Source organism: Halomonas sp. C10-5 (genome assembly GCF_057169305.1).
Genome location: NZ_CP175665.1, coordinates 1049560 through 1065096 on the forward strand (window position 1 = coordinate 1049560; position 15537 = coordinate 1065096).

The following is a 15537-nucleotide window of genomic DNA, read 5'->3' on the forward strand; positions in this document are numbered from 1 at the left end:
GATAACGCAGAAAACCGCCCGAAGGCGGCTTTCTGTGATGGGACGCGATGCCTGCCAGCGACTTACTTGGCAGGATAGTCGCGCTGATCGTGACCGGTATAGAGCTGGCGCGGGCGACCGATCTTGTAGCTGTCGCTGAGCATCTCGTGCCAGTGGGAGATCCAGCCGATGGTGCGCGACACCGCGAAGATCACGGTGAACATGTTGGTCGGGATGCCCATGGCCTTGAGGATGATGCCGGAGTAGAAGTCGACGTTGGGGTAGAGCTTGCGCTCGACGAAGTACTCGTCCTCCAGGGCGATCTGCTCCAGGCGCTTGGCGATCTTTAGCTGCGGGTCGTCGATGCCGAGCTCGGCCAGGACCTCATCGCAGGTCTCCTTCATCACCTTGGCGCGCGGGTCGAAGTTGCGATAGACACGGTGGCCGAAGCCCATCAGCTTGAAGGGATCATCCTTGTCCTTGGCCTTGTCGATGAAGCGCTGGATGTTCTCCTCGGAATCGTCTCCGATCTCGTCGAGCATCTTGAGCACCGCCTCGTTGGCGCCGCCGTGGGCCGGGCCCCACAGGGCCGCGATGCCGGCACTGATGCAGGCGAACGGATTGGCGCCGGTGGAGCCCGCCAGGCGCACCGTGGAGGTGGAGGCGTTCTGCTCGTGGTCGGCATGCAGCATGAAGATGCGGTCCATCGCCTTGGCGTAGACCGGGTTGATCTTGTACTCCTCGCACGGCGTGCTGAACATCATGTAGAGGAAGTTCTCTGCATAGTTCAGGTCGTTGCGCGGGTAGTTGAACGGCTGGCCCACATTGTACTTGTAGGACATCGCGGCGATGGTCGGCATCTTGGCGATCAGGCGGATCGCGCTGATGATGCGATCCTCCTCGACGTTGATGTCCATGTGGTCGTGATAGAAGGCGGCCAGGCCACCCACCACGCCGCACAGGATCGACATCGGATGGGCGTCACGACGGAAGCCCTTGAAGAAGTTGTTGATCTGGTCGTGGACCATGGTGTGGTTGCTGACCCGCGACTCGAAGTCGGCGTACTGCTCGTCGTTGGGCAGTTCGCCGAACAGCAGCAGGTAGCAGAGCTCGACGAAGTTCGACTCCTTCGCCAGCTGGTCGATCGGGTAGCCGCGATGCAGCAGGACGCCCTGGCCACCATCGATGTAGGTGATGGCCGACTGGCAGGAGGAGGTGGCCATGAAGCCGGGATCATAGGTGAACAAGCCCTCGGCGCCGAGTCCACGGACGTCGACGACGTCGGGACCCAGGGAGCCCGAGTAGACGGGCAGTTCGATCGTCTTGTCCAGGCCGTCAACCGTCAGCGTCGCTTTCCTGTCAGCCATGAAAGGCCTCCTCTCGAGTTCGTGATTAGGGCGATAAGTCATTCATTCTTTGGCGTCTTCGCAGGGGATGCCGGCGAAAAAGGTTCGCCCACTATAGAAGCGTCCCAGCGATTGTCAATTAGCCCATGGCGAGGGCTCTCATCTACGTTGGTGTTCTTTTTGCATAGGGTTTGCATAGGAAATGGTGCAAAGCACCATTGTGCGGGGCTGCCCGGCGGCTCACGCCGGCACAGCGGAGAAAAGGGAAGGGCGAGAGCTTTGTACCATGGTCTAGTCGGGGGGCGCCCGGTTTGTCATGGGGCGGGCGGGCCCCTATAATCCACCCCGCGCGACTGGCAGGTACAGCCGGTCTTGCCGCCCTCCGGCAACGGCCGATGCCTTCCCGAAACCACCGCCCGCCCGGCGCCTGTCCAGGCTTCCCAAAGCGGGCCATAGAGAGTGTGTAGAGAGCCGTGAATAGCAAACGACCCGTAAATCTGGATCTGTCCACGATACAGTTTCCGCTACCCGCCCTGACGTCGATCGCTCACCGCATCACCGGCGTCATCCTTTTCATTGGCCTGATCTTTGCCTTCTGGGCGTTGAGCACATCGCTCTCCTCCCCGGCAGGCTTTGTCGCGGTAAGCGATGCACTGGCCGGCAACTTCCTGGCCAAGCTGGTCGCCTGGGGTCTGCTGTCTGCCCTGGCATTCCACTTCGTTGCCGGCATCAAGCACCTGCTGATGGACATGGATATCGGCGTGACCCTCGAGGGCGGCCACAAGAAGGCGCAGATCACCGTGGTGGTGAGCGCCGTACTGATCATTCTGGCGGGAGTCTGGGTATGGTAACCAACGTCACGAACCTCGGCCGCAGTGGCCTCTCTGACTGGCTGATCCAGCGGGTCTCGGCCATCATCCTGGCGCTCTATACGATCTTCATCGTTCTCTACCTGCTGTTCAACCCGAATCTCGACTACGCGACCTGGAGCGGCCTGTTCGCCCAGACCTGGATGCGCATCTTCTCGCTGCTGGCCTTCGTCTCTCTGGCTGGCCACGCCTGGGTGGGGCTGTGGACCGTGACCACCGACTATCTCAAGCCGACCGCCATCCGCGTGACCGTTCAACTTCTTGTCATCCTGGCCATTTTTGCCTTCCTGGTCTGGGGCATTCAGATTCTGTGGGGAGCCTGATTCATGTCCAACATGCGTAGCCTGACCTTCGACGCCATCATTATCGGCGGTGGTGGTGCCGGCCTGCGGGCCGCCCTGGAACTCGCCAAGTCCGGCAAGAAGACCGCGGTCCTCTCCAAGGTCTTCCCGACACGCTCGCACACCGTGTCTGCCCAGGGTGGCATCACCTGTGCCATCGCCTCCGCCGATCCCAACGACGACTGGCGCTGGCACATGTACGACACCGTCAAGGGCGGCGACTATATCGCCGACCAGGACGCCGCCGAATACATGTGTTCCGAGGGGCCCAAGGCCGTCTTCGAGCTCGAGCACATGGGCCTGCCGTTCTCGCGCTTCGACAACGGTCGCATCTACCAGCGCCCGTTCGGCGGCCAGTCCAAGGACTACGGTGCCGGCGGCCAGGCGGCACGCACCTGTGCGGCGGCCGACCGTACCGGTCACGCCCTGCTGCATACGCTCTATCAGAACAACCTGAAGAACAACACCACCTTCCTCAACGAGTGGTATGCCGTCGATCTGGTCAAGAATGCCAACGGCGACGTGGTGGGCTGCATCGCCATGGACATCGAGACCGGCGAAGTGGTGCACGTGAAGTCCAAGGCGACCGTGCTGGCCACCGGTGGTTCCGGGCGCATCTACGCCTCCACCACCAATGCCCTGATCAACACCGGTGACGGCATCGGCATGGCGCTGCGTGCTGGCTTCCCGATGCAGGACATGGAGATGTGGCAGTTCCACCCCACCGGCATCTACGGTGCGGGCACCCTGGTCACCGAGGGTTGCCGTGGCGAGGGTGGCTACCTGGTCAACAAGGATGGCGAGCGATTCATGGAGCGCTATGCGCCCAACGCCAAGGACCTGGCCGGCCGCGACGTGGTCGCCCGCTCCATGGTCATGGAGATCCTCGAGGGCCGTGGCTGCGGCGAGAACGGCGACCACGTCTACCTCAAGCTGGATCACCTGGGCGAGGAAGTCCTCGGCAAGCGCCTGCCCGGCATCGTCGAGCTCTCCAAGACCTTCGCCCACGTGGATCCGGCCAAGGAGCCGATCCCGGTGGTGCCGACCTGTCACTACATGATGGGTGGCGTGCCGACCAACGTGCACGGCCAGGCCATCATGCGTGGTGAAGACGGCAAGGACCAGATCGTCAACGGCCTGTTCGCCTGTGGCGAGGCGGCCTGTGTCTCGGTCCACGGCGCCAACCGCCTGGGTGGCAACTCGCTACTCGACCTGGTGGTGTTCGGCCGCGCGGCGGGCATGTTCATCGAGGGCGCGCTCAACGAGGGCATCGACTACCTGGACGCCTCCGAGTCCGATGTCGAGACCGCGATGAAGCGCATCACCCGCTGGAACGAGTCCGAGGGCGGCGAGACTGTGCCGGAGCTCAAGCGCGAGCTGCAGGCCATCATGCAGAACTCCTTCGGCGTGTTCCGCGAAGAGGAGAACATGCAGAAGGGCGTCAAGCAGCTGGCCGAACTGCGTGGCCGCATCGCCAACGCCTACCTGCCCGACAAGAGCAACGCCTTCAACACTGCCCGCGTCGAGGCCCTCGAGCTCGACAACCTGATGGAGGTCGCCGAGGCCACCGCCATCGCTGCGCTGGAGCGCAAGGAGAGCCGTGGCGCCCACTCTCGCTACGACTACCCGGACCGTGACGACGTCAACTGGCTGAAGCACTCGCTCTACTTCCCGGCCGACAAGACGGTCGGCAAGCGCGATGTGAACTTCGCACCCAGGACCGTCGACACCTTCGAGCCGAAAGTCCGTACCTACTAATTCAGCAAATACGAGGGTGAGCCACGATGCTTCAGGTATCCATCTACCGCTACAATCCGGAGACCGACTCCGCGCCCTACATGCAGGAGTTCCAGGTCGACACCCAGGGCCGCGACGTCATGGTTCTCGACGTCCTCCACATGATGAAGGAGCAGGATAACGGCCTGGCCTATCGTCGCAGCTGCCGCGAGGGCGTGTGCGGCTCCGACGGCATGAACATGAACGGCAAGAACGGCCTGGCCTGCATTACCCCGCTCTCCGAGGTGGTCAAGGGCAACAAGCTGGTGCTGCGCCCGCTGCCGGGCCTGCCGGTGATCCGCGACCTGGTCGTCGACATGGGGCTGTTCTACCAGCAGTACGAGCGCATCCAGCCCTACCTGCAGAACGATGAGCCGGCGCCGGCCATCGAGCGCCTGCAGTCGCCGGAGGATCGCGACAAGCTCGACGGCCTCTACGAGTGCATCCTGTGCGCCTGCTGCTCCACCTCCTGCCCGTCGTTCTGGTGGAACCCGGACAAGTTCGTGGGGCCCGCGGGGCTGCTGCAGTCCTACCGCTTCCTGGTGGACTCCCGCGATACCGCCACCCGCGATCGTCTCTCCGAGCTGGAGGATCCGTTCAGCGTGTTCCGCTGCCGCGGCATCATGAACTGCGTGGCGGTGTGTCCCAAGGGGCTCAACCCCACCCGCGCGATCGGCAAGATCCGTGAGATGCTGCTGGCCGACGGCACCTGAGCCGATGGCACTTAAATCGTGTCCCGCGGCTTGTTATCATATGCCGCAGCTCATCGCCTGCGACCTTGGGTCGCGGGCGGTCGGGACATAGCGTTGGAAGCCGGTGCCCTGGGTGCCGGCTTCTGACCATGGAATTCAAGCTTTCCTGCCAGCGACGGCCGGAAGCGCCGGAAATGCATAGGGCCCAGCCGGCAGGGCACCACCGATGTCGTGGCCGCGTCGCGGTGACGGCGATCACACCCCATCAGTGCAGGGTGACCGAGAGATGCAACAAGGCATAATGGAGTTGATGTGGCGCTCCTCACACGTCAGTGGCAGCAACGTCCATTACGTGGAAGCGCTCTACGAGCAGTACCTCGATGACCCCTCCGCCGTTCCCGACGAGTGGCGCCAGTATTTTGACCAGCTGCCGCGCCCCGACGACGGCCCCTCCCACGATGTTCCCCTGGCCCCGGTCCGCGAACAGTTCCACCAGCTCGCCAAGCAGCGCCGAACGGCACTGGCTCCCGCCGCAGCCGATGGCGAGGAGAATCGCAAGCAGGTCAGGGTGCTGCAGCTGATCAACGCCTACCGCTTCCGCGGTCACCAGAAGGCCAACATCGATCCGCTGGGGCTGCGCAGCCAGCTGCCGATTCCCGACCTCGACCTCTCCTTCCATCAGCTCTCGAAGAGTGACCTCGATACCGAGTTCCAGACCGGTTCCTTCTTCCTGGGCATGGACAAGGCGCCGCTCAAGGAGATCGTCGACGCCCTGGAGCAGACTTACTGCCGCTCCATCGGTTGCGAGATCATGCATATCGTCGATACTGAGGAGAAGCGCTGGCTGCAGCAGCGCTTCGAGTCGGTGCGCAGCGCGCCCAAGTTCAGCAACGAGGTGCGCCAGCATGTGCTTGAGCGACTGACCGCCGCCGAGGGGCTGGAGAACTACCTGGCCTCCAAGTATCCCGGCACCAAGCGCTTCGGCCTGGAGGGGGGTGAGTCCTTCATTCCGATGATGGATGAGCTGATCCAGCGCGGTGGCGGCTACGGGGTCAAGGAAGTGGTGATCGGCATGGCCCACCGCGGGCGCCTCAACCTGCTGGTCAACATCCTTGGCAAGAACCCCGGCGACCTGATCGACGAGTTCGACGGCAAGAAGGTGATCGAGCGTGGCTCCGGTGACGTCAAGTACCACCAGGGCTTCAGCTCCAACGTGATGACGCCGGGTGGCGAGGTACACCTGGCGCTGGCCTTCAACCCCTCCCATCTGGAGATCGTCTCCCCCGTGGTCGAGGGGTCGGTGCGTGCCCGCCAGGATCGCCGTGACGACAGCGATGGCACCAAGGTACTGCCGATCAACGTGCACGGCGACGCCGCCTTCGCCGGTCAGGGCGTGGTCATGGAGACATTCCAGATGTCCCAGACCCGTGCCTACAAGACCGGCGGCACGCTGCACATCGTCATCAACAACCAGGTCGGTTTCACCACCTCGCATCCCGAGGACTCGCGCTCCACCGAGTACTGCACCGATATCGCCAAGATGGTCCAGGCGCCAATCTTCCACGTCAACGGCGACGATCCGGACGCGGTGCTGCACGCTACCCAGGTGGCGCTCGACTACCGCCAGCAGTTCAAGAAGGACGTGGTGATCGACCTGGTCTGCTACCGCCGCCGCGGTCACAACGAGGCCGACGAGCCCAGCGGCACCCAGCCGATGATGTACCGCAAGATCAAGGATCACCCCTCCTCGCGGGCCGTCTACGCGCAGCGTCTGGTTGAGCAAGGCGTGCTCAGCGAGGACGAGGCCAAGGCGATGATCGAGACCTATCGCGAGGACCTGATGGCCGGCAACCATGTAGCCAATGCCCTGGTCCAGGAGCCCAACACCTCACTGTTCGTCGACTGGAAGCCCTACCTGGGACACGAGTGGACCGGCCACGCCGACACCTCGGTGCCGATGAAGAAGCTGCAGCGCCTGGCGGCGAAGATGTGCGAGATCCCCGACGGGGTCGAGGTCCAGCGTCAGGTGGCCAAGATCTACGAGGATCGCCGCAAGATGCAGGCCGGCGGTCGGGCGCTCAACTGGGGCTTCGCCGAGACCCTGGCCTATGCCACCCTGCTCGACGAGGGGCATCCGGTACGCATCACCGGTCAGGACGTCGGTCGTGGCACCTTCTCCCACCGCCATGCGGTGGTGCACAACCAGAAGGACGGCAGCGCCTACGTGCCCCTGCAGCACATGGCCGATGGTCAGCCACGCTTTACCATCCACGACTCCTTCCTCTCCGAGGAGGCGGTGCTCGGCTTCGAGTATGGCTACGCCACGACCGCACCCAATGACCTGGTCATCTGGGAGGCGCAGTTTGGCGACTTCTTCAACGGCGCCCAGGTGGTGGTCGACCAGTTCATCTCCTCTGGTGAGACCAAGTGGGGCCGGCTGTGTGGCCTGACCATGCTGCTGCCCCACGGCTACGAGGGGCAGGGCCCGGAGCACTCCTCCGCGCGCCTGGAGCGCTTCCTGCAGATGTGCGCCGAGCACAACATGCAGGTCTGCGTGCCCACCACCCCGGCGCAGATCTTCCATCTGTTGCGTCGCCAGGTGATCCGCAAGGTGCGCAAGCCGCTGGTGGTGATGTCTCCCAAGAGCCTGCTGCGCCACAAGGACGCCACCTCCAGCCTCGACCAGCTGGCCGAGGGCCGCTTCGAGATGGTGCTGTCCGACCAGGCCAACCTCGAGACGGCCAAGGTGGAGCGCATCATCCTGTGTGCCGGCAAGGTCTACTACGATCTGGCGGCCTGGCGCGAGGAGAACGCCCGGGACGACGTGGCCATCCTGCGCGTCGAGCAGCTCTACCCCTTCCCCAAGGAGGAGCTCTTCGAGGCGATCCAGGACTACACCAACGTCACCGATATCGTCTGGTGCCAGGAGGAGCCGCTCAACCAGGGCGCCTGGTATCCGAGCCAGCACCACATGCGTGCCGTGGCTGACATGCTCAAGGACGGCCTGGGAGGCAAGCTCAAGTTTGCCGGTCGCCCGGCATCGGCGGCACCCGCGGCGGGCTACATGTCCGTGCATACCGAACAGCAGCGCCAGCTGGTGGAAGACGCCTTCAATCTGTAAGGCGCCCACCGGGACGAGAGAGAACAGACAAGGGATACGACATGGCTACCGATATCAAGGCACCCACCTTTCCGGAATCCGTCGCCGAGGGCAGCGTAGCGGCCTGGCACAAGAAGCCCGGCGACAGCGTCGAGCGTGACGAGCTGATCGTCGAGATCGAGACCGACAAGGTGGTGCTCGAGGTCGTGGCCCCCGAGGCCGGCACCCTCAACGAGGTGCTGGTGGAAGAGGGCGACACCGTGGAGTCCGAGCAGGTGCTGGGACGGATCGGCGAAGGCAAGGCCGGGGGCGGCGACAAGCCGGCGGCCAACAAGGCCGATGCCAAGTCCGCCAAGCAGGACGATGCCAAGGCCGAGAAGCCCGCCGCGAGTGGCGGCCAGCAGCATGAGGTCAAGGCGCCGACCTTCCCCGAATCCATTCAGGAAGGCACCGTAGCCAGCTGGAACAAGCAGGTCGGCGAGGCGGTCAAGCGCGATGAGGTGCTGGCCGAGATCGAGACCGACAAGGTGGTTCTCGAGGTGGTCGCCCCCGCCGACGGTGCGCTCACCGAGATCAAGGCCGAGGAAGGCAGCCAGGTCACCTCCGAGCAGGTGCTGGCGATCTTTGCCGAGGGTGCCGGCGGCGAGGCCGGTACCGCCGCCGACGCCGAACCGGCGGCCTCCGCCGATGACGGCGCCAGCGACGAGAAGGTGGGCGACAAGATCCTCGCGCCGGCCGCGCGCAAGCTGGTCGCCGAGCACGACCTCGATGTCAGCAAGATCGAGGGCACCGGCAAGGGCGGGCGCATCCTCAAGGAGGACGTGCAGCGCGCCGTGAAGGAGGGCTCGGCCAGCAAGTCCGCCAAGGCTTCCGGTGGTGGTGCCGCCAAGGCCGCCGCCGCGGCTCCCGCCGTCGAGGGCGAGCGCCCCGAGAAGCGCGTGCCGATGAGCCGCCTGCGCCAGACCATCGCCAAGCGCCTGGTCCAGGCCCAGCAGACCGCCGCCATGCTGACCACCTACAACGAGGTGGACATGGGCGCCGTCATGGACCTGCGCGCCCAGTACAAGGACACCTTCGTCAAGACCCACGACGTCAAGCTCGGTTTCATGGGCTTCTTCGTCAAGGCGGCCAGTGAGGCGCTCAAGCGCTTCCCGGACGTCAACGCCTCCATCGACGGCACCGACATCGTCTATCACGGCTATCAGGATATCGGCGTGGCGGTCTCCACCGACCGCGGCCTGGTGGTACCTGTGCTGCGCGACACCGACAGCATGAAGATCGCCGACGTCGAGAAGGGCATCGTCGATTTCGGCAAGCGGGCCCGTGACGGCAAGCTCGGCATCGACGAGATGCAGGGCGGCACCTTCACCATCACCAACGGCGGCATCTTCGGTTCATTGATGTCCACGCCGATCATCAACCCGCCGCAGACCGCCATCCTGGGCATGCACAAGATCCAGGAGCGTCCCATGGCGGTGAACGGCAAGGTCGAGATTCGCCCGATGATGTACCTGGCGGTCTCCTATGACCACCGCATGATCGATGGCAAGGACGCGGTGCAGTTCCTGGTTACCATCAAGGAGCTTCTGGAAGATCCGGCGCGCCTGCTACTGGACATCTGAGCGGCACGAGCCGCCGGCTGATCCCGGCGGCGCCTGAACCCAAGACATGCAACAGGAGTCAACATGGCCGACAAGTATGATGTGATCGTGATCGGTGCGGGCCCGGGCGGCTACGTGGCCGCCATTCGTGCCGCCCAGATGGGTCTCAAGACCGCCTGTGTCGAGAAGTGGATCGGCAAGGAAGGCAAGGTGGTCTTCGGCGGTACCTGCCTGAACGTAGGCTGCATCCCCTCCAAGGCACTGCTCGAGGCTTCCCACAAGTTCGTCGAGGCCAAGCATGACTTCGATGACATGGGCATCCAGGCCGGCGACGTCCAGATGGACGTCAAGAAGATGATCGCCCGCAAGGACAAGATCGTGAAGAACCTCACCGGTGGCATCGCCGGCCTGTTCAAGGCCAATGGCGTCACCGGCATCGAGGGCACCGGCAAGGTGACCGGCAGCAAGCAGGTCGAGGTCACCGACCAGGACGGCAAGGCCACCACCCTTGAAGCGGACAACATCATTATCGCCGCCGGCTCCGTGCCGGTGGAGATCCCGCCGACCCCGCTCACCGACGACATCATCGTCGATTCCACCGGTGCCCTGGAATTCACCGAGACGCCCAAGCGCCTGGGCGTGATCGGCGCCGGCGTGATCGGCCTGGAGCTGGGCAGCGTCTGGAACCGCCTGGGTTCCGAGGTCACCGTGCTCGAGGCCATGGACAGCTTCCTGCCGATGGTGGACGGCGCCATCGCCAAGGAGACCCAGAAACTGCTCAAGAAGCAGGGTCTGGACATCAAGCTGGGCGCTCGCGTCACCGGCTCCGAGGTCAAGGACGGCGAGGTCATCGTCAAGTACAGCGATGGTGACAACGACCAGGAGATGACCTTCGACAAGCTGATCGTCTGTGTCGGTCGCAAGCCCTACACCCAGGGTGTGGTCGCCGACGGCGTGGGCGTGGAGACCGACGAGCGCGGCTTCATCCAGGTCGACGACCAGTGCCGTACCAGCGTGCCGAGCGTCTACGCCATCGGCGACTGCGTGCGCGGTCCGATGCTGGCCCACAAGGCCTCGGAAGAGGGCGTGATGGTCGCCGACATCATCGCCGGCCACAAGGCGGAGATGAACTACGACGCCATCCCCAACGTGATCTACACCTTCCCCGAGGTGGCCTGGGTGGGCATGACCGAACAGGATGCCAAGGCCAAGGGCATCGAGGTCAAGACCGGCTCCTTCCCGTTCGCGGCCAGCGGTCGTGCCATGGCCAACAACGCCACCGAGGGCCAGGCCAAGATCATCGCCGACGCCGAGACCGATCGTGTGCTGGGCATGCATATCGTCGGCCAGCACGCCGGCGAGATGATCGCCCAGGGTGTCATCGCCCTGGAGTTCGGCTCCAGTGCCGAGGATCTGGCGCTGACCTGCTATGCCCACCCGACCATGTCGGAGGCGGTGCATGAGGCGGCGCTGGCCGTGGAAGGCCATGCCATCCACATGGCCAATCGCAAGAAGAAGAAGTAAGGACAACAAGCGCCGCCCATCGGGCGGCGTGCCCCTTCCGGCCATGCATCGGAGGGGACGGTGGCGCCCCATGAGTCAGACCACCGAGGTCGAGCAGGGTCGCCGTTCGAGTCACATGCAACCAATGGCATGAATCGATGAACCTTCACGAGTATCAGAGCAAACAGCTGTTTGCCGACTATGGTCTGCCGGTGTCCAAGGGCTTCGCCGTGGACACCCCCGAGGAAGCCGCGGAAGCCTGCAAGAAGATCGGCGGCGACATGTGGGTGGTCAAGGCCCAGGTCCACGCCGGCGGTCGCGGCAAGGCGGGCGGCGTCAAGCTGATCAAGAGCCCGGACGAAGCCAAGGCCTTCGCCGAGCAATGGCTGGGCAAGAACCTGGTGACCTTCCAGACCGACGCCAACGGCCAGCCGGTTTCCAAGATCCTGGTCGAGACCTGCACCGACATTGCCAATGAGCTCTACCTGGGTGCCGTGGTCGACCGTGGCACGCGCCGCGTGGTCTTCATGGCCTCCACCGAAGGCGGCGTCGAGATCGAGAAGGTTGCCGAGGAGACTCCCGAGAAGATCCTCAAGGCCGAGATCGATCCGCTGGTGGGCGCGCAGCCCTACCAGGCGCGCGAGCTGGCCTTTGCCCTGGGCCTCAAGGGCGACCAGATCAAGCAGTTCACCAAGATCTTCCTGGGCCTCTCCAAGCTGTTCCACGACAAGGATCTGGCGCTGCTCGAGATCAACCCGCTGGTGATCACCGACGAAGGCAACCTCCACTGCCTCGACGCCAAGATCAACCTGGACGGTAACGCCCTCTATCGTCACCCGGACCTGCAGGCGATGCGCGACCCCTCCCAGGAGGACGAGCGCGAGGCCGAGGCGGCGGCGTGGGAACTCAACTACGTGGCCCTGGACGGCAACATCGGCTGCATGGTCAACGGCGCCGGCCTGGCCATGGGCACCATGGACATCGTCAACCTGCATGGCGGCAAGCCGGCCAACTTCCTTGACGTCGGCGGCGGCGCCACCAAGGAGCGCGTGGCCGAGGCCTTCAAGCTGATCCTCTCCGACGACAACGTCAAGGCCGTGCTGGTCAACATCTTCGGCGGTATCGTGCGCTGCGACATGATCGCCGAGGGCATCATCGGTGCCGTCGAGCAGGTCGGTGTCAACGTGCCGGTCGTGGTGCGCCTGGAAGGCACCAACGCCGAGCTGGGCGCCGAGAAGCTGGCATCCAGCGGACTCAACATCATCGCTGCCGAGAGCCTCACCGATGCGGCTCAACAGGTAGTCAAGGCAGCGGAGGGCAAGTAATGAGCATCCTGATCGACAAGAACACCAAGGTCATCTGCCAGGGCTTCACTGGCGGCCAGGGGACCTTCCACTCCGAACAGGCGATCGCCTACGGCACCCAGATGGTCGGCGGCGTGACCCCGGGCAAGGGCGGCCAGGAGCACCTCGGCCTGCCGGTGTTCAACACCGTCAAGGAAGCCGTGGAGAAGACCGGCGCCGAGGCCAGCGTGATCTACGTCCCGGCCCCGTTCTGCAAGGACTCCATCCTCGAGGCCGCCAACGCCGGCATCAAGCTGATCGTCTGCATCACCGAGGGCATCCCGACCCTCGACATGCTCGACGTGAAGGTCAAGTGTGACGAGCTGGGCGTGCGCCTGATCGGCCCCAACTGTCCGGGCGTGATCACCCCCGGCGAGACCAAGATCGGCATCATGCCGGGCCACATCCACAAGCCCGGCAAGGTCGGTATCGTGTCGCGTTCCGGCACCCTGACCTATGAGGCGGTCAAGCAGACCACCGATCACGGCTTCGGCCAGTCCACCTGTGTGGGCATCGGCGGTGACCCGATCCCGGGCTCCAACTTCATCGACATCCTCGAGATGTTCGAGAAGGACCCGGCCACCGAGGCGATCGTGATGATCGGCGAGATCGGCGGTACCGCCGAGGAAGAGGCGGCGGCCTACATCAAGGCCAATGTCTCCAAGCCGGTGGTTTCCTACATCGCCGGCGTCACCGCTCCGGCGGGCAAGCGCATGGGCCACGCCGGTGCGATCATCGCCGGCGGCAAGGGCACCGCAGACGACAAGTTTGCCGCCCTCGAGGAGGCCGGCGTCAAGACCGTGCGCTCCCTGGCCGAGATCGGCAGCGCCCTGAAGGAAGTGACCGGCTGGTAAGCCGAGAGCTCCTCCAGCGATGTTGAAAGGGCGCCTTCGGGCGCCCTTTCTCGTATCATGCCAGGGCGACAGGACGCCAGGGAGGGGAGAGGGGAATGACGCGGTTCGTCTGGATACTGGTGGCTGGTGCGCTGCTGCTCGCCGGCTGCAGCGAGGCCCCCACCGGGCGCTCGCGCCTGGCGCTGGTGCCCGAGGGCATGCTGGCCCAGATGGGCGAGCAGAGCTTCGCGGAGATGCGCCGCCGGCGCCCCGAGGTGACCGGCACGCCGGCCAATGCCCTGGTGCAGTGCGTCACCCGCGAGGTGGCGGCCGCCGCGGGCGCCGTCTATCCCGGTGTCACCCTGCCCGATGCCTGGGAGGTGGTGCTGTTCGAGGATCCCAGCCCCAACGCCTTCGCCCTGCCCGGCGGGCGGATCGGCGTGCATACCGGGCTGCTGCGGGTCGCCGAGTCCCCCGCCCAGCTGGCGGCAGTTCTCGGCCACGAGGTGGCCCATGTGCTGGCCGAGCACGGCAACGAGCGTCTCACCCAGCAGCTCGGCATTCGCGCGGTGCTGCTGGTGGTGGGACTGTTCAGCGAGGGCGACCTGGCCGGCGAACCCCTGATGCGGGCGCTGGGCCTGGGTGCCCACCTGGGCATCGCCTTGCCGTTCAGCCGCGCCCACGAGGAGGAGGCCGATGCCATGGGGCTCGCCATCATGGCCGAAGCGGGCTTCGATCCCCGCGAGAGCACCGCGCTGTGGCGCAACATGGCCGCTGCCGGCGGTGGCCAGCCGCCGGAGTTCCTCTCCACTCACCCGGCCCATGACTCCCGCATCCAGGGCCTCGAGGCCGCCATGGACGCGGCCCTGGCGCGCTACCGCAATGCCGACCCCGCCCGCTGCGGCTGAGGAGGCGGGCGGCCGGTGGACCATGCGCCGTTTTCATTGCGATGGCACCTTAGAGCGCTCTCCTGGGAGGGAGGCAATCAGCCAGCCGGCGAACGCACCAGCCAGCGGGCGGTCTGGACCAGGAAGAAGGGGGCACCGGCAGCCAGATAGAGATGGTAGGAGACCAGGCGCCATACCAGCACCGCGGCAGCAGCAGCCCGCCGGCGCCCAGCTCGGCCGCTCCCGCGCCGCCGGCCAGGAAGCTGAACTGGCTCGCGGCCATGGCCAGCATCTGGGTCAGGAAGGTCCACAGCTAGTCGATGTTGCCTCCGGCACCCAGCACCGCCAGGTAGAGCAGGCTGTAGCGCAGCAGCCAATGCCCCGCCGTGAGCATCAGCACCGCCAACAGCGTCGTGATGGGTAGCCCTAGGGCCGTCCTGAGCGACTGCCGACACCTGAGCAGGCGGCGGGCCAGCCAACGGCGACGGTAGCCGCTCAGCCAGCGTGCCAGCGATGCTGCGGGGCGGCGCAGCAGGCGTGGCAGACAGCCTATCGCCAGGCTGCCGCCAAGCGTCACCAGAGCCAGAGCGATCAGGGCCATCTGGATCAGCGATGGGTAGGGCCAGCGTGGCTCACCCAGCAGGGAGTAGGCCACCACTGCCGTCAGCATGCACAGGAAGAACAGCCGGTCGCAGCCCTGGTCGAGCAGGAAGGCCGCGGCGCCCCTGGAGGGCGGCAAGCCGCGCCGGGCCAGCAGCACCAGCAGGGTGGCCGGTCCGCCGCTGCCCGGCGTGGCGCACAGAGCGAACTTGGACGCCAGCTCGATGCCGAGCGCGCCACGCTGGCCGAGCCACCCGGCCCGGCCGGCGAGCATCAGGCGCAATCGCGCGGCGTTGAGGTTCCAGCAGGTGAAGGCCACCAGCACCATCAGGCCCATGACCCCTGTCGGGAACTGCCTGACCGCCGCCAGGGACTCAGCACCGCCCAGCCAGGCGGTGACCAGCAGAGGGGCCAGCAGAGGGGCCAGCAGAGGGGCCAGCAGCGTCAGCACGATCGTCAGCCCGTGCCATGGCCGCCTACATCAAGGCCAACGTCTCCAAGCCGGTGGTCTCCTACATCGCCGGTGGCAAGGGCACCGCGGACGACAAGTTCGCCGCCCTGGAGGCTGCGGGCGTCAAGACCGTGCGCTCCCTGGCCGAGATCGGCAGCGCCCTGAAGGAAGTGACCGGCTGGTAAGCCGAGCACGCCTTCGGCGATGTCGAAAGGG

12 protein-coding genes and 1 pseudogene are annotated in these 15537 nt (G+C 65.3%); 11 read left to right on the plus strand and 2 right to left on the minus strand.

The annotated features are described in order from the left end of the window. Positions 1 to 62: 62 nt before the first annotated feature. Complete coding sequence (gene gltA / locus ACJ7IV_RS04935) at positions 63 to 1346, minus strand: citrate synthase (RefSeq protein WP_483866034.1); 1284 nt, start codon at positions 1344 to 1346, stop codon at positions 63 to 65. Between the two features lie 452 nt (positions 1347 to 1798). Here gltA and sdhC point away from each other — a divergent pair, with 452 nt between their 5' ends. The 10 genes from sdhC (at position 1799) to ACJ7IV_RS04985 (ending at position 14291) form a co-directional block, all read left to right on the plus strand. After that, positions 1799 to 2176, plus strand: coding sequence for a succinate dehydrogenase, cytochrome b556 subunit (sdhC, locus tag ACJ7IV_RS04940; protein WP_232912903.1), 378 nt, complete (start codon positions 1799 to 1801; stop codon positions 2174 to 2176). After that, a complete protein-coding gene (gene sdhD / locus ACJ7IV_RS04945) occupies positions 2170 to 2517 on the plus strand; it encodes a succinate dehydrogenase, hydrophobic membrane anchor protein (RefSeq protein WP_483866035.1) in 348 nt (115 codons plus the stop codon). Before sdhC ends, sdhD begins: the two co-directional genes overlap by 7 nt. A gap of 3 nt (positions 2518 to 2520) precedes the next feature. Further along, complete coding sequence (gene sdhA, locus ACJ7IV_RS04950) at positions 2521 to 4293, plus strand: succinate dehydrogenase flavoprotein subunit (protein WP_483866036.1); 1773 nt, start codon at positions 2521 to 2523, stop codon at positions 4291 to 4293. Positions 4294 to 4319: 26 nt separating this feature from the next. Continuing rightward, complete coding sequence (locus ACJ7IV_RS04955; RefSeq protein WP_483866037.1) at positions 4320 to 5024, plus strand: succinate dehydrogenase iron-sulfur subunit; 705 nt, start codon at positions 4320 to 4322, stop codon at positions 5022 to 5024. 265 nt (positions 5025 to 5289) lie between these two features. Beyond that, entirely contained in the window at positions 5290 to 8124 is a 2835-nt protein-coding gene (locus ACJ7IV_RS04960; protein ID WP_483866038.1) for a 2-oxoglutarate dehydrogenase E1 component, read from the plus strand. A 41-nt stretch (positions 8125 to 8165) separates the two neighbouring features. Beyond that, entirely contained in the window at positions 8166 to 9725 is a 1560-nt protein-coding gene (odhB, locus tag ACJ7IV_RS04965) for a 2-oxoglutarate dehydrogenase complex dihydrolipoyllysine-residue succinyltransferase (RefSeq protein ID WP_483866039.1), read from the plus strand. 63 nt (positions 9726 to 9788) lie between these two features. Next, positions 9789 to 11228 carry a dihydrolipoyl dehydrogenase gene (gene lpdA, locus ACJ7IV_RS04970; protein WP_483866040.1) on the plus strand — a complete coding sequence of 480 codons (1440 nt, stop codon included), beginning with the start codon at positions 9789 to 9791 and terminating at the stop codon, positions 11226 to 11228. Positions 11229 to 11365: 137 nt separating this feature from the next. Continuing rightward, positions 11366 to 12532 carry an ADP-forming succinate--CoA ligase subunit beta gene (gene sucC / locus ACJ7IV_RS04975; protein WP_483866041.1) on the plus strand — a complete coding sequence of 389 codons (1167 nt, stop codon included), beginning with the start codon at positions 11366 to 11368 and terminating at the stop codon, positions 12530 to 12532. Then, positions 12532 to 13404, plus strand: a complete 873-nt coding sequence (gene sucD, locus ACJ7IV_RS04980) for a succinate--CoA ligase subunit alpha (RefSeq protein WP_161432506.1) — start codon at positions 12532 to 12534, stop codon at positions 13402 to 13404. The genes sucC and sucD overlap by 1 nt, the downstream gene beginning before the upstream one ends. Before the next feature lie 95 nt (positions 13405 to 13499). Beyond that, positions 13500 to 14291, plus strand: a complete 792-nt coding sequence (locus ACJ7IV_RS04985) for a M48 family metallopeptidase (RefSeq protein ID WP_483866042.1) — start codon at positions 13500 to 13502, stop codon at positions 14289 to 14291. Between the two features lie 292 nt (positions 14292 to 14583). On the opposite strand, the gene ACJ7IV_RS04990 is transcribed toward ACJ7IV_RS04985, so the two are convergent. Then, positions 14584 to 15321 carry a lysylphosphatidylglycerol synthase domain-containing protein gene (locus ACJ7IV_RS04990; protein WP_483866043.1) on the minus strand — a complete coding sequence of 246 codons (738 nt, stop codon included), beginning with the start codon at positions 15319 to 15321 and terminating at the stop codon, positions 14584 to 14586. A 20-nt stretch (positions 15322 to 15341) separates the two neighbouring features. Here ACJ7IV_RS04990 and ACJ7IV_RS04995 point away from each other — a divergent pair. Beyond that, positions 15342 to 15506 (plus strand): annotated as a pseudogene (locus tag ACJ7IV_RS04995) (succinate--CoA ligase subunit alpha); the annotation flags it as partial. Positions 15507 to 15537 lie beyond the last annotated feature (31 nt).